Consider the following 13,693-nt stretch of genomic DNA (forward strand, 5'->3'; position numbering starts at 1 on the left):
GGGCCTCTGACGTTCAGCGGTCTAGCCGAGGCTCACTCCCCGCCGGCGAGCTTGGCGCGCAGGGCCGCGAGGGCCTCGTCGCTGGCCAGGGTGCCACCGGTGGCGGCGGGGTCGGACCCGGCCGAGTCGTCGCTGGTGTAGTTGCCGCCAGCAGCGGCCTCGGCGTCGGCCTCCTTGGCGGCCGCGATCTGCTTGCGGTGCGCCTCGAAGCGAGCCTGGGCCTCGGCGTACTGCCGCTCCCACTCCTCGCGCTGGGACTCGTAGCCCTCACGCCACTCGCCCGTGTCGGGGTCGAAGCCCTCCGGGTACAGGTAGTTGCCCTGCTCGTCGTAGGAGGCGGCCATGCCGTAGGCGGCCGGGTCGAACTGCTCCTCGTCACCGACGACGCCCTCGTTGGCCTGCTTGAGCGACAGCGAGATGCGACGGCGGTCGAGGTCGATGTCGATGACCTTGACGAGGATCTCGTCGCCGACCTGGACGACCTGCTCGGGGATCTCGACGTGGCGCTCGGCCAGCTCCGAGATGTGCACCAGGCCCTCGATGCCCTCGTCGACGCGCACGAACGCACCGAACGGGACGAGCTTGGTGACCTTGCCCGGGACGACCTGGCCGATCTGGTGGGTGCGGGCGAACTGACGCCACGGGTCCTCCTGCGTCGCCTTCAGCGACAGGGACACCCGCTCGCGGTCCAGGTCGACGTCGAGGACCTCGACGGTGACCTCCTGGCCCACCTCGACGACCTCGGACGGGTGGTCGATGTGCTTCCAGGACAGCTCGGAGACGTGCACCAGACCGTCCACGCCGCCGAGGTCGACGAATGCACCGAAGTTGACGATCGAGGAGACGACGCCGGAGCGCACCTGGCCCTTGGCGAGCTTGTTGAGGAACTCGCTGCGGACCTCGGACTGGGTCTGCTCCAGCCACTGGCGCCGGGAGAGGACGACGTTGTTGCGGTTCTTGTCGAGCTCGATGATCTTGGCCTCGAGCTCGCGGCCCACGTAGGGCTGCAGGTCGCGGACGCGGCGCATCTCGACCAGCGAGGCGGGCAGGAACCCGCGCAGGCCGATGTCGAGGATGAGACCACCCTTGACGACCTCGATGACGGTGCCGGTGACGACCTCGTCGGCTTCCTTCTTGGCTTCGATCGTGCCCCAGGCGCGCTCGTACTGGGCGCGCTTCTTGGAGAGGATCAGCCGGCCTTCCTTGTCCTCCTTCTGGAGGACCAGGGCTTCCACCTCGTCGCCGACGCTGACGACCTCGTTGGGATCGACGTCGTGCTTGATGGAGAGCTCGCGCGAGGGGATGACGCCCTCGGTCTTGTAGCCGATGTCCAGCAGCACCTCGTCCCGGTCGACCTTGACGATGACGCCTTCGACGATGTCGCCGTCGTTGAAGTACTTGATCGTCTGGTCGATCGCCGCGAGGAAGTCCTCGGCCGAGCCGATGTCGTTGATCGCGATCTGGGGGGTGCTGGAAGGACGGACCTGAGTGGAGGTCATGTGGTTGGTTGCTCCGGACGGTTTATGCGTAGGGACAGGACGACCCGCGGCCGGTGACCGCGAGGATGTTCAGCGGGGAGAGCCGGCGCGCGCGGTTCCCCGGTGAGAGGGAGCACGACAGACCTCTGGCGCATTCCCATGGTACGGACGCGCGCAGGCCCGGGTCCACCTGGGTTCCGGCCCGTGATCGGCCGCCTCGGCGTGTCACCATCGGCGCGCCATGGTGGACGCGCAACCCTCTCTCCCGCTCGCCGACGACGGTTACCCAGCCGCCGGTGGCGTCGCCCGGCGGCCCGTGGACGCCGCAGACTCGGCGCTGGCCAACCGCCGGTGGTGGGACGCCGCGGCGCCGGCCTACCTGGCCGAGCACGGCGCGGACCTCGGGGACGTGGACTTCCTGTGGTGCCCGGAGGGACTCCGCGAGGCCGACGCCCATCTGCTGGGTGACGTCGCCGGTCGCCGGGCGCTGGAGATCGGCTGCGGTTCGGCACCGTGTGCGCGGTGGCTGCGCCGGGCAGGAGCGGACGTCGTCGCGTTCGACCTGTCCGCTGGCATGCTGGCCCGCGCCGTTGAGCTCAACGCGGCGACCGGCCTGGCGGTGCCGCTCGTGCAGGCCGACGCCGGCGCACTGCCGTTCGCCGGCGCCTCCTTCGACGTGGCGTGCTCGGCGTTCGGCGGGCTGCCGTTCGTCGCCGACGTGGAGGGAGCGCTGGCCGAGGTCGCGCGGGTGCTCCGGCCGGGCGGCCGGTTCGTCGCGTCGGTGAACCACCCGATGCGCTGGCCGTTCCCGGATTCGCCCGACCCCGCGGACCTGCGCGTCACGTCGTCCTACTTCGACCGGAGGCCCTACGTCGAGACCGACGACGCGGGCCGGGCCACCTACGCCGAGCACCACCGCACGGTCGGCGACTGGGTGCGGGCCGTCGTCGGCGCCGGCCTGGTGCTGGAGGACCTCGTCGAGCCGGAGTGGACACCTGGTCGCACCCAGGAGTGGGGCCAGTGGTCCCCGGAGCGCGGCGCGCTGGTACCCGGAACCCTGATCCTGGTCGCGAGGACGCCCTGATGCGCAAGCAGTACCACTTCTGGCCGACAGGGGACGGGGCGTGGGATGCGTGGGACGTCGACCGGCTGATCGCCCGGTCGGCGGGCCTGCCGGTGGAGGACGTGCCGCTCGATGCGATCTGGGAGCTGGACACCCCGTACTGGTCGCTGCCCGGCGACGGGCCGTCCACCGTCAACCAGCTGATCACGCACATGCGACTGGTCTGCGACGTCGATCCGGGCTACCCGGTCATCCTCGGCAGCGACGGCCGGGTCATAAACGGCATGCACCGCATCGCCCGAGCGGTTCTGGAGGGTCGCGGCACCATCCGGGCCGTTCGCTTCCGGGTGCACCCGGAGCCGGACCACCACGGCTGCCAGCCCGACGACCTGTCCTACGACGACATCCCAGGCCGTCCTGGCCACCCGTGAGACGGCGCCCGAGGGCGACGGCTCCGCCCGTGCTCGCACTGGCGTGGTCCTGCTCCGGTACGAGGTCGCCGTGGCCTGTCCGGCGGCGGGGCCACCGCGCTGGGCCCTTCCGCGGGCCGACCCGGCGCGCGGATCGTTGCGGAGGGGTACGGCGCCGCACGCCGGCCGGGACGGCTACCCGGAGGTCCCGGCCCCTCGCCGTACTGCCAGAAACCCGAGGCCGCCTGATCTGCGTCGTCGACAGGAGTCACGCCTGACCGGACGGAACGCGGCCGTCCACCTACCCTCGGGGGCCGTGCCCGGAGCAGAATCCGCGCCGTCGTCCGGTCCGGCCAGGGCCGGCGCCGACCGGAGGAGGCAAGACCGTGCCGCTGTTCATGGATGTGCACAACAAGGTCGACGGGCTGACTGCCGAGGCGGTGAGCGGGGCGCACGAGCGGGATCTCGAGGTCCAGCAGAAGTACGGCGTCGACTACAAGCAGTACTGGTTCGACGAGGGCTCGGGCAAGGTCTTCTGCCTGGTCGAGGCACCGGACGCCGAGGCGGCCGCGGCCGTGCACAGGGAGGCACACGGCCTGGTGGCCGACGAGATCATCCCGGTCCGGGCGGCACCTGATCGCTGCGGTCCTCCGGACCGCACCGCAGCCAGAAGCCTGCTCCTGCCTGCGCTGAGCGAGTCCGTCCGGCCTGCGCGGGACCACCGGGCCCACTCGGCACGACCGGACCCGCTCAGTGGGCGGCGGCGTCCCAGCTGGCGCCGAAGCCGACCGAGACCTCCAGCGGCACCGACAGCTCGGCGGCACCGGCCATCTCCCGGCGGACCAGCGCCTCCAGCGCCTCCCGCTCCCCCTCGGCGACCTCGAGCACGAGCTCGTCGTGGACCTGGAGCAGCATCCGCGACCGCAGCCCCTCGGCCGCGATCGCCTTCTCCACGTTCAGCATCGCGACCTTGATGACGTCGGCCGCCGAGCCCTGGATGGGTGCGTTGAGCGCCATGCGCTCGGCCATCTCCCGCCGCTGCCGGTTGTCGCTGGTCAGGTCGGGCAGGTACCGGCGGCGGCCCAGGGTGGTCTCGGTGTAGCCGGTCAGGCGGGCCTCGTCGACCACGGTGTCCAGGTAGTCGCGGATCCCGCCGAACCGCTCGAAGTAGGCGTGCATCTGGCCACGCGCCTCCTCCGGCGTGATCCGCAGCTGCTGCGCCAGCCCGTACGCCGAGAGCCCGTACGCCAGGCCGTAGCTCATCGCCTTGATCCGCCGTCGCATCTCGGGGTCGACGGCCTCGAGCGGGATGTCGAACGCCTTCGACGCGACGAAGGTGTGCAGGTCCTCCCCCGACATGAACGCCTCGATCAGCCCCTCGTCGCCGGACAGGTGCGCCATGATCCGCATCTCGATCTGGCTGTAGTCGGCCGTCATCAGGGATTCGTAGCCCTGGCCGACGACGAAGGCCTGCCGGATCCGGCGCCCCTCCGCGGTCCGGATCGGGATGTTCTGCAGGTTCGGGTCGGTCGAGGAGAGCCGGCCCGTGGCGGCGATCGTCTGCTGGAACGTGGTGTGGATCCGCCCGGCGTCGTCGACCATCGGCAGCAGCCCGTCGATGACGGTGCGCAGCCGCGTCACGTCCCGGTGCCGCAGCAGGTGCTCGAGGAACGGGTGACCGGTCTGCGCCAGCAGGTTGGTCAGCGCCTCGGCGTCGGTCGTGTAGCCGGACTTGATCTTCTTCGTCTTCGGCAGGCCGAGCTCGTCGAAGAGCACCGTCTGCAGCTGCTTGGGCGAGCCCAGGTTCACCTCCCGGCCGATCACCGCGTAGCACTCGGCCGCCGCGGCGGCGACGCCCTCGGCGAACTCGCGCTGGAGCTCCTGGAGGAAGTCGACGTCGGCGGCGATGCCGCGGTGCTCCATGCGCGCCAGGACGAAGCTCAGCGGCAGCTCCAACTCCCCCAGCAGCCGGTCGCCGCCCCGCTGGCCGAGAACGGTCTCCAGCGCGTCGGACAGGTCGTTGACCGCGACCGCCTTGAGGACGTCGGCCCGTGCTGCCTCGGCGGCGACGTCGTCCTCCGAGGGGCCCATCCCGTCGAGGGTCAGCTGGGCCTCCTCCTCGGAGGCCTCCTTGAGCTCCCGGCGCAGGTACCGGACGGCCAGGTCGCCCAGGTCGAACGACCGCTGCCCGGGCAGTGCGAGGTAGGCGGCGAGTGCGGTGTCGCTGACGACCCCCTCCAGGTCCCAGCCTCGCGCCCAGACCGCCAGGAGCGGGCCCTTGACCTCGTGCACGACCTTCGGCCGGGACGCATCGGCCAGCCAGGCCGCCAGCGCCTGCTCGTCGCCGGCGTCGAGGTCGGGCCCCAGATCGACGAACGTGGTGTGGTCGTCGGCGGCGGCCAGCGCGAGGCCGGTCAGCTCCCCGGTGCCGCGCCCCCAGGTGCCGCGGAAGATCAGACCGGTGCGACCGGTGCGGGCGTGCGCGTCGAGCCACTCCCGCAGCCCGCCGGGCGCGAGTTCGTCGACGGCGACGTCGAAGCCGCCTTCTACTTCGGGTTCGGCGCTGGTCAGCGTGGCGAAGAGCCGGTCGCGGAGCACCCGGAACTGGAGGTTGTCGAACAGCGTGTGGACCTCGTTGCGGTCCCACGCCTGGACGGCGAGCTGCTCGGGCCCGACCTCCAGCGGCACCGCGCGGTCGAGCTCGGTCAGCCGTCGGTTCTGCAGCACCGACGACAGGTGCTCGCGCAGCTTGTCGCCGACCTTGCCCTTGACCGTGTCGACCTGGTCGACCAGCGCGTCGAGGGAGCCGTACTCGCGGACCCACTTGGCCGCGGTCTTCTCGCCGACGCTGGGGATGCTCGGGAGGTTGTCGCTCGGGTCGCCGCGCAGCGCGGCGAAGTCGGGGTACTGGGCCGGGGACAGGCCGTACTTGGTCTCGACCTCGCCGGGCGTGAACCGGGTCAGGTCGGAGACCCCCTTGCGGGGGTAGAGCACGGTGACGTGGTCGTTGACCAGCTGGAGGGCGTCACGGTCACCGGTCGCGATCAGGACGTCCATGCCGCGCTCGACCGCCTGCACGGTCAGCGTCGCGATGACGTCGTCGGCCTCGTAGTTCTCCGCGGTGATGACCGGCACGCGCAGCGCGCCGAGCACCTCCTGGATGAGGCTGACCTGGCCGCGGAAGTCGGTGGGGCTCTCGGTGCGGTTGGCCTTGTACTCGGCGTAGATCTCGCTGCGGAAGGTCTTGCGGCCGACGTCGAAGGCGACCGCGAGGTGGGTCGGCTGCTCGTCGCGCAGGATGTTGATCAGCATCGAGGTGAAGCCGTAGACGGCGTTCGTCGGCTGACCGGTCGTCGTCGAGAAGTTCTCGACCGGTAGGGCGAAGAAGGCCCGGTAGGCCAGTGAGTGGCCGTCGAGCAGCAGCAGCCGCGGGCGGGGCCCCGCACTGGTCGAGGCGGCGGTGGGCGCGGGGGCGGAGACCGGAGCGGACATCGGGTCCGATCCTAGGTGCGGCCACCGACCGTTTACGGTGCCGAGGGTGACCACCCCTCCCCCGCCTGGCTCCCCGAGGGCATGCGCAGCCCGCTGGACGGCAAGCTCGGCGTCCGCGTCACCGACTGGAATCCCGACCGGTTCGTCGCGACCATGCCCGTCGAGGGCAACCAGCAGCCGTTCGGCCTGCTGCACGGCGGAGCGACGTGCACCCTCGCCGAGACGATCGGCTCGATGGCCGCGGCGGTGCACGCCGCCCGGAGAAGCAGGTCGTCGGGATCGAGCTGAACGTCAGCTACATGCGCGCGGCGAGAGCGGGCAGCGTGACCGCGGTCTGCACGCCGGTCCGGACCGGCCGGACGCTGTCGACCTGGCTGATCCAGATCACCGACGACCAAGGCCGGCCGACGGCGTCGGCGCGGCTGACGACGATGACGCTCAGCCCGACGCAGTAGCCGATCGCAGGGGCGGCACCCCGCGCCGCCGTGCACCGGGAGCCGGCCGCCGCTGCGGCGGGACGGGCAGCCAGCTGCGCTGCCAGGACGAGAGCGAGCGGGCCAGGGTCTCCAGGGAGGCGATCCGACGGGTCGTGAGCGGCGCGAAGCCCATCCGGGCGAGGAACCGCTGCCGCTCGGCCTCGTGGCCGCCGACGGCAGCGACCACGTGGGCGGCGCCGTTCTCCTCGGCGTAGGCGGCCGCCGCGGCCAGCAGCACCGCCCCGGTGCCCTGCCGCCGGTGCTCCCGGTGGACGACGAGGTTGTCCACCGTCACCTGGGGGACACCGAGCAGCACCGAGAGCGGGTCGATCCCGAGCACGGCCAGCCCGACGGCCGTCTCCGTCCGGGAGCCCGGAGCCGCGGCGTTGGCCCCGGGCACGACGGCCAGGACCACCCGGTGATCGGGGTCGGCCAGGAGCCGGCGGAACCCCGCAGCCGCGGCCGCGCCGGGCGTCTGCCCGGTCAGGACCTCCTCGGCATGCGCCTCCGCGCGGTGCTGACGGATCAGCGCGAGCACCGCAGCAAGATCGTCGGGACGCGCCGTGCGCGTGACGACGCGGGATCGTGAACCCGTTCCTGGCACAGGAGTCCTCCCCGAGGCGGTGGCTGCAGACTGCACTCCTGAGCAGCCGGGATCACGGCGGCGCGCCGATCGAGCACGCACCGTTACCACCACGGCGTGTCCCGGAAAGGTCACAGGTCAGCGCGCAGACAGGGCAACTCGGCACAACTGGGTTAGCGTTCCACCTCATCCATCGCCAAGGAGGTCGAGTGACGCACGCGCCAGACCGCGTCCGCCGGCACGGGCCCCGCCCGGTGCCGCGGGGTCCGCGGAGGCAGATCGGCACGGGGTGGGCAGCACGACTGAGGGCCGGACGACGTTCCCTCGGCCTCACGCTGCTCGTCGCGTTCCTGGCCCTGCTCGCCGCACTGGTCGTGCCGGGCGTCGCCCAGGCCGAGGTGGAGGGCGAAGGCCTCACCGGGGTCCTCTCCACCAGCCGCAGCGGCCCGCTCGAGGACATCCAGGTCACCGTCACCGACGCGAACGGCGACGAGGTCGACCAGGTCGAGAGCGACGACCGGGGCCGGTGGACCGTCGACGTCCCCGAGCCCGGTCAGTACACGGTCACCATCGACGCCGGCGACCTCCCCGACGGCGTGGAACTCGGCAGCGGCGGCGACAGCCGGACCGTGACCGTCGGGCCGGGCCGCGTGCAGCCGGTCAACTTCGGCCTCTCCGACGGCACGACGGGTGCCGGCGGCGGCGGCGCCGGGCGGGTCATCCAGCTGCTCATCGACGGCATCCGGTTCGGCCTGCTGATCGCGATGGCCGCGGTGGGCCTCTCGCTGATCTTCGGCACGACCGGTTTGGTGAACTTCGCCCACGGCGAACTGGTGACCATCGGCGCCGTCGTGGCCTGGTTCCTCAACGTGAACGGCGGTCTCCCGCTGCTCTGGGCCACCGTGCTGGCGCTGATCGTCGGCGGCGCCGTGGGCGCCCTCAACGATCTCGCCATCTGGCGGCCGCTCCGACGGCGGGGCACGGGCCTCGTCGCCGCGCTGGTGGTCTCGATCGGGCTCTCGCTGGCGCTGCGCTACCTGGTCCAGATCATCTTCGGCGGCCGGTCGCGGGCGTATCAGGGCTACCAGAACCAGCGCGCCGTGGACTACGGACTGTTCTCGCTGACGCCCCGCGCGCTGGTGTCCATCATCATCTCGGTCGTCGTACTGCTGCTGGTGGCGCTGATGCTGCAGCGGACGAAGATCGGCAAGGCCATGCGGGCGGTGTCCGACAACCGCGACCTCGCGGCGTCGTCGGGCATCAACGTCGACCGCGTGATCATCTTCGTATGGGCGCTGGGCGGGGCGCTCGCGACGCTGGGCGGTGTCCTCGTCGGCTTGTCCGACGGCGTGCAGTGGGACATGGGCTTCCGGTTGCTGCTGCTGATGTTCGCCGGCGTCACGCTCGGCGGACTGGGTACCGCCTACGGCGCCCTCGTCGGCAGCCTGGTGGTCGGCATTTTCGTGCAGGTGTCGACGCTGATCATCCCGAGCGACATCAAGTACGTCGGAGGGTTGCTGCTCTTGATCGTCATCCTCATCATCCGGCCCCAGGGCATCCTGGGCAGCCGGGTCCGGGTGGGCTGAGCCGTGTCCGATCTCGTCAACGCCCTCACCGGCGGCCTGCAGGCGGCGCTCGGTTACCAGGCGATCTTCTTCGTCCTGCTCGCCGTGGGCCTCAACGTGCACTTCGGCTACACCGGCCTGCTGAACTTCGGCCAGATCGCGTTCGCCCTGCTCGGCGCCTTCGGACTGGCGATCTCGGTGCGGACGTGGGGTCTGCCCTGGTGGGTGGGCATCCTCATGGGCCTGGCCGCCTCGGTCGTCCTGGCTCTGCTCCTCGGCCTGCCCACGCTGCGGTTGCGCGCCGACTACCTGGCGATCGTGACGATCGCCTCCGCGGAGATCCTGCGGCTGATCTTCCGGTCGGTCGGGGCCACCGCGGTCACCGGCGGCACCCGCGGCCTGTCCGGCTTCAACTCGGGCTTCGTCAACCTCGCCCCGTGGCCGGGGAACAGCCGCTACCAGTTCCTCGGTATGAACTGGAGCGGAGCGCAGCTGTGGCTGGCCCTCGTCGGCTGGATCGTCGTCGCGCTGTGCAGCCTGCTCGTCTGGGCCCTGGTCCGCAGCCCGTGGGGGCGGGTGGTCAAGGCGATCCGGGAGGACGAGGACGCCGCCCGGTCGCTGGGCAAGAACGTCTACGCCTACAAGATGCAGGCGCTGGTGCTGGGCGGTGTCATCGGCACGCTCGGCGGCACGGTGTATGCCTTGGGCCTCGGATCGGTGAACCCCGACCAGTACCAGAACGCGAACACGTTCCTCGCGTACACCGCGCTCATCCTGGGCGGTGCGGCGCGGATCCTGGGTCCGATCGTCGGCGGCATGATCCTGATGTTCCTCGTGCAGTTCGCCGACCAGGGCTTCAAGGCGCTGATCAGCAACGGGATCATCCCCGAGACGCTGCTCAGCCAGACCGACGTCGCCTCGCTGCGCTTCGTCCTGATCGGCCTCGGTCTGATGTCCTTGCTGGTCTTCCGGCCGCAGGGCATCTTCGGTGATCGACGAGAGGTGATGCTCGATGCCCGCTGAGCCCCCCGGCACCTCCGGAGCCACGTCATCCGGTGCCACGGCATCCGGCGGCACCGCCGCAAGCCCAACCGCCGGTCAGCCCCGTCGCCTGGCCCAGACCGCTCTGCGGTCGGTGCCGTGGGAGGTCGGCGTCGCCAAGCCCGACCCGGCGATCGTCGTCGACGGCGTCACCCGCACCTTCGGCGGTCTCACCGCCGTGTCGGTCGACCACCTCGAGGTCCAGCGAGGCGGCATCACCGGCCTGATCGGGCCGAACGGTGCCGGGAAGACGACGCTGTTCAACCTGCTGACCGGATTCGACCAGCCCGACACCGGTACCTGGTCCTTCGACGGGAAGCCCCTGGACAAGCTGACCCCCCACCAGGTGGCCCGGCTGGGCGTGGTCCGCACCTTCCAGCTCACCAAGGCGCTGTCACGGCTCACGGTGCTGCAGAACATGCTGCTCGGCGCCCAGGGGCAGGCCGGCGAGAGCTTCTTCCGCGCACTGATCCCGGGGACGTGGCGCGGCCAGGAGAAGGCCAACACCGAGAAGGCACTGGACCTGCTCCGACGGTTCAAGCTCGACGCCAAGAAGGACGACTTCGCCGGCACCCTCTCCGGTGGTCAGCGCAAGCTGCTGGAGATGGCGCGGGCCCTGATGAGCGACCCCCAGGTGGTCATGCTCGACGAGCCGATGGCCGGGGTGAACCCCGCGCTCACGCAGAGCCTGCTCGGGCACGTCAAGGACCTGCGCGAGCAGGGCATGACGGTGATCTTCGTCGAGCACGACATGGACGTCGTCCGCGACATCAGCGACTGGGTGGTGGTGATGGCCGCCGGTCGCATCATCGCCGAGGGCCCCCGGAGTCGATCAGCCAGAACCAGGCGGTCGTCGACGCCTACCTCGGCGCCCACCACGACGCGCCGCTCACCGTCGAGGAGGAGGACCGCGTCCTCGCCGAGGCGGAGCAGGCCATCGCCCGCGAAGAGGGCACCGATGGAGAGGTCCTGGGCTCCGAGAACCAGCAGAAGGGCACGGATCGATGAGCGCCGCAGGCACCGGTTCCCCACTGGAGGTGCGTCGATGAGCGACCCGCTGTTCGAGGTCGACGAGTCCGGCGAGGACGTCACCCGGGCCGACGAGGCCGGCACCGGCGCCACCCTCTCACCGGCCGAGAAGGCCGCCACCCGCGAGGAGCACCTCAAGCTGGCCGAAGGGGCGCTCGTCCGTGCCGACGACCTCGTCGCCGGGTACCTGCCGGGCGTCAACATCCTGCGAGGGTGCGACTTCTACCTGCAGGACGGCGAGCTGGTGGGCATCATCGGCCCCAACGGCGCCGGCAAGTCGACGCTGCTCAAGGCCCTGTTCGGGCTCATTCCGATCCGCTCCGGGACGGTGAGCCTGCGGGGCGAGGACATCACGTCCGCCCCGGCGCACCGCCTGGTCCAGCTCGGCGTGGGCTACGTGCCGCAGAACAACAACGTGTTCCCCTCGCTCACCATCGAGGAGAACATGCAGATGGGCGTCTACCTGCGGTCGAAGACCTTCCAGGACCGGTTCGACTACGTCGTCGAGCTGTTCCCGCTCCTGGGCGAGCGCCGCCGAGCGAAGGCGGGCACGTTGTCCGGCGGTGAGCGACAGATGGTGGCGATGGGCCGCGCGCTGATGATGGACCCGTCGGTGCTCCTGCTCGACGAGCCGTCCGCCGGCCTCTCCCCCGCCTACCAGGACGAGGTGTTCATCCGCTGCCGGCGGATCAACGCCACGGGCGTCTCCATCATCATGGTCGAGCAGAACGCCCGCCGGTGCCTGCAGATCTGCGACCGCGGCTACGTCCTCGACCAGGGCCGCAACGCCTACACCGACACCGGACAGTCGCTGATGAACGACCCGAAGGTCATCGAGCTCTACCTGGGCACCCTCGCCAAGGCCCAGTAACCCCCACGCTCGCGTCGACGGCGCCGGTCCCCGCGAGGGTCCGGCGCCGTTCGTCGTTCGTTCAGGGGCCACCCCCGCGCACTCGGTGGCTCGAGCACTCGGTGGCTCGAGAGGCCAGAAGTCGCGGTCGAGGTGGAGCTCCAGCCGGGCGCAGCCCACCACAGCACAGTGGCCCGGCACCGAGATCGGTGCCGGGCCACTGCCGGGTGGTTCGTGCGGGCTCAGGGAGCCCTCACCTCATCCGCGGATCAACGTGCGGGGCCGACGCCCTGCTCGTTCATGACCTGGATGATGCGGCCGGACTCGTCGAAGCCGATGACCACGATGGCGTCCGGGTTGAAGTCCACCATCTGCTGGACGACGTCGCTGAAGTCCGAGGCGGCGGGGTCGTAGTACACCTGCTTGACGACGTCCTCACCCAGACCGGCGTTCGCCAGGTTGTCGACGATGACCTGGGCCAGACCGGTGCCGTACTCACCGTTCTGCGCCAGGATGCCGACCGACTGGTTGCCCTCGTTGGTGATCAGGTCGGCGAGGACCTGACCCTGCATGAGGTCCGGCGGTGCGGTCCGGAAGTACAGACCGTTGTCGTCGTACGTGGTGAAGTCGTTCGACGTGTTCGCCGGCGAGAACATCAGGATGCCGGCCTGGGTCACCGTGTCGATGACCGTCTTGGTCACGTCCGACGACGCCGCACCGATGATCGCGTTGACGCCCGCCTGCTGGTGGCTGGCAACCGTCTGCGACGCGATGTTCGTCGAGGTGTCGCCGGAGTCACCGGGGATGACCTCCACCGGCGCACCGAGCACGCCACCGGCCTCGTTGATCTCGTTGATCGCGAGCTGGACGCCGGCGACCTCCGGAGGGCCGAGGAAGGCCAGGTTGCCGGTCAGCGGGAGCAGCGTGCCGATCCGCAGCGGACCGGTGCCGTCGCCCGAGCCGAAGGCGGCCGGAGCCGGCCCCTCGTCACTGGCGGCGTTCTCCTCGTCGCCCACCACGAGGTACTCGGTGAGCTCCGGGTCCAGCTTGTTGTCGTCGCCGAACTGCAGCGTGCCGAAGCTGGCGACGGCGGGCTCGCCCGGGTCGGCGAAGGCCAGCGGGCCGGTGATGCCGTCGTAGTCGGGGTTGCCACCGCTGGAGATGATCTCCAGGCAGGAGGCGAAGTCCTCGCACTTGTCGCCACCGAAGGTGACGCCGTTGACGTAGGGCGCGAACACGGTGGCCTGGTTGGACTGCGCCATCGCGGACGCCAGCGCCGTGATGATCACGGCGTCGTAGGACTCACCGGCGTAGTTGAAGGTGTTGCCCAGGTTCGGGTCCACCTCGAGGAGGCGGTCGCGGAACTCCTGGGACAGGTCGGTGAGGGGCGTGGTGCCCTTCATGCCGGCGAGGGCACCCGGCTCCTCGAACTGCTCGCCGAGCGGGTCACCCACGTTGCCGTCGGTGCCGTAGACGTTGATCTGCTTCTCTTCGCTGCCGCCGTCGGCCGTGTTGTTGTCGCCGCCGCTGTCCTCGTCGCCGCCACCACAGGCGGCGAGGGCGAGCACGGCGGCAGCGGTGACGGCGATGGAGCGAACCGACTTCCCGTTGCGCATCAAGCAACTCCCAATGTGTCGTGCACTCGGCCCACCCCGGGCAGGGCGGACCGGCTGTGGGGGGAAGGTAACTGCTGATTCCGGGCAGAA

At 70.8% G+C, this 13,693-nt stretch carries 11 protein-coding genes and 1 pseudogene; 8 read left to right on the plus strand and 4 right to left on the minus strand.

Annotated elements, in window-relative coordinates; all coding sequences use genetic code 11:
- Positions 1–32: 32 nt before the first annotated feature.
- Positions 33–1,499 carry a 30S ribosomal protein S1 gene (gene rpsA, locus MVA48_RS05580; protein ID WP_246986657.1) on the minus strand — a complete coding sequence of 489 codons (1,467 nt, stop codon included), beginning with the start codon at positions 1,497–1,499 and terminating at the stop codon, positions 33–35.
- Between the two features lie 220 nt (positions 1,500–1,719).
- On the opposite strand from rpsA, the gene MVA48_RS05585 reads away from it, so the two are divergent.
- From MVA48_RS05585 to MVA48_RS23990, 3 genes and pseudogenes are all read left to right on the plus strand, one after another.
- Positions 1,720–2,562 carry a class I SAM-dependent methyltransferase gene (locus MVA48_RS05585; RefSeq protein ID WP_246986659.1) on the plus strand — a complete coding sequence of 281 codons (843 nt, stop codon included), beginning with the start codon at positions 1,720–1,722 and terminating at the stop codon, positions 2,560–2,562.
- The gene (locus MVA48_RS05590) at positions 2,562–2,972 is read left to right on the plus strand and encodes a hypothetical protein (RefSeq protein ID WP_246986661.1); all 411 of its coding nucleotides are present in this window, start codon (positions 2,562–2,564) and stop codon (positions 2,970–2,972) included. Before MVA48_RS05585 ends, MVA48_RS05590 begins: the two co-directional genes overlap by 1 nt.
- Before the next feature lie 377 nt (positions 2,973–3,349).
- Positions 3,350–3,562 (plus strand): annotated as a pseudogene (locus tag MVA48_RS23990) (nickel-binding protein); the annotation flags it as partial.
- Positions 3,563–3,701: 139 nt separating this feature from the next.
- On the opposite strand, the gene polA reads toward MVA48_RS23990, so the two are convergent.
- Positions 3,702–6,443: a DNA polymerase I gene (polA, locus tag MVA48_RS05595; protein ID WP_246986664.1), complete on the minus strand. Its 2,742-nt coding sequence runs from the start codon at positions 6,441–6,443 to the stop codon at positions 3,702–3,704.
- Between the two features lie 81 nt (positions 6,444–6,524).
- Between polA and MVA48_RS23355 the strand changes: the two genes are divergently transcribed.
- Both MVA48_RS23355 and MVA48_RS23360 read left to right on the plus strand, forming a co-directional pair.
- The gene (locus tag MVA48_RS23355; protein WP_256461128.1) at positions 6,525–6,731 is read left to right on the plus strand and encodes a PaaI family thioesterase; all 207 of its coding nucleotides are present in this window, start codon (positions 6,525–6,527) and stop codon (positions 6,729–6,731) included.
- 11 nt (positions 6,732–6,742) lie between these two features.
- Entirely contained in the window at positions 6,743–6,898 is a 156-nt protein-coding gene (locus tag MVA48_RS23360) for a hotdog fold thioesterase (protein WP_256461129.1), read from the plus strand.
- Here MVA48_RS23360 and MVA48_RS05605 read toward each other — a convergent pair.
- Entirely contained in the window at positions 6,882–7,457 is a 576-nt protein-coding gene (locus MVA48_RS05605) for a GNAT family N-acetyltransferase (RefSeq protein ID WP_246986666.1), read from the minus strand. The genes MVA48_RS23360 and MVA48_RS05605 overlap by 17 nt on opposite strands.
- Before the next feature lie 254 nt (positions 7,458–7,711).
- On the opposite strand from MVA48_RS05605, the gene MVA48_RS05610 reads away from it, so the two are divergent.
- From MVA48_RS05610 to MVA48_RS05620, 3 genes are all read left to right on the plus strand, one after another.
- Positions 7,712–9,088, plus strand: coding sequence for a branched-chain amino acid ABC transporter permease (locus MVA48_RS05610; RefSeq protein ID WP_246986667.1), 1,377 nt, complete (start codon positions 7,712–7,714; stop codon positions 9,086–9,088).
- Positions 9,089–9,091: 3 nt separating this feature from the next.
- Positions 9,092–10,090 (plus strand): branched-chain amino acid ABC transporter permease, encoded by a 999-nt coding sequence (locus MVA48_RS05615; protein ID WP_246986669.1) that lies wholly within the window; start codon positions 9,092–9,094, stop codon positions 10,088–10,090.
- A gap of 112 nt (positions 10,091–10,202) precedes the next feature.
- Complete coding sequence (locus MVA48_RS05620) at positions 10,203–12,008, plus strand: ATP-binding cassette domain-containing protein (RefSeq protein ID WP_246986671.1); 1,806 nt, start codon at positions 10,203–10,205, stop codon at positions 12,006–12,008.
- A gap of 248 nt (positions 12,009–12,256) precedes the next feature.
- Here MVA48_RS05620 and MVA48_RS05625 read toward each other — a convergent pair whose 3' ends face one another.
- Positions 12,257–13,603, minus strand: coding sequence for an ABC transporter substrate-binding protein (locus tag MVA48_RS05625; RefSeq protein ID WP_246986673.1), 1,347 nt, complete (start codon positions 13,601–13,603; stop codon positions 12,257–12,259).
- Positions 13,604–13,693 lie beyond the last annotated feature (90 nt).

Origin of the sequence: Blastococcus sp. PRF04-17 (assembly GCF_023016265.1) — a bacterium.
Classification (GTDB): domain Bacteria; phylum Actinomycetota; class Actinomycetes; order Mycobacteriales; family Geodermatophilaceae; genus Blastococcus_B.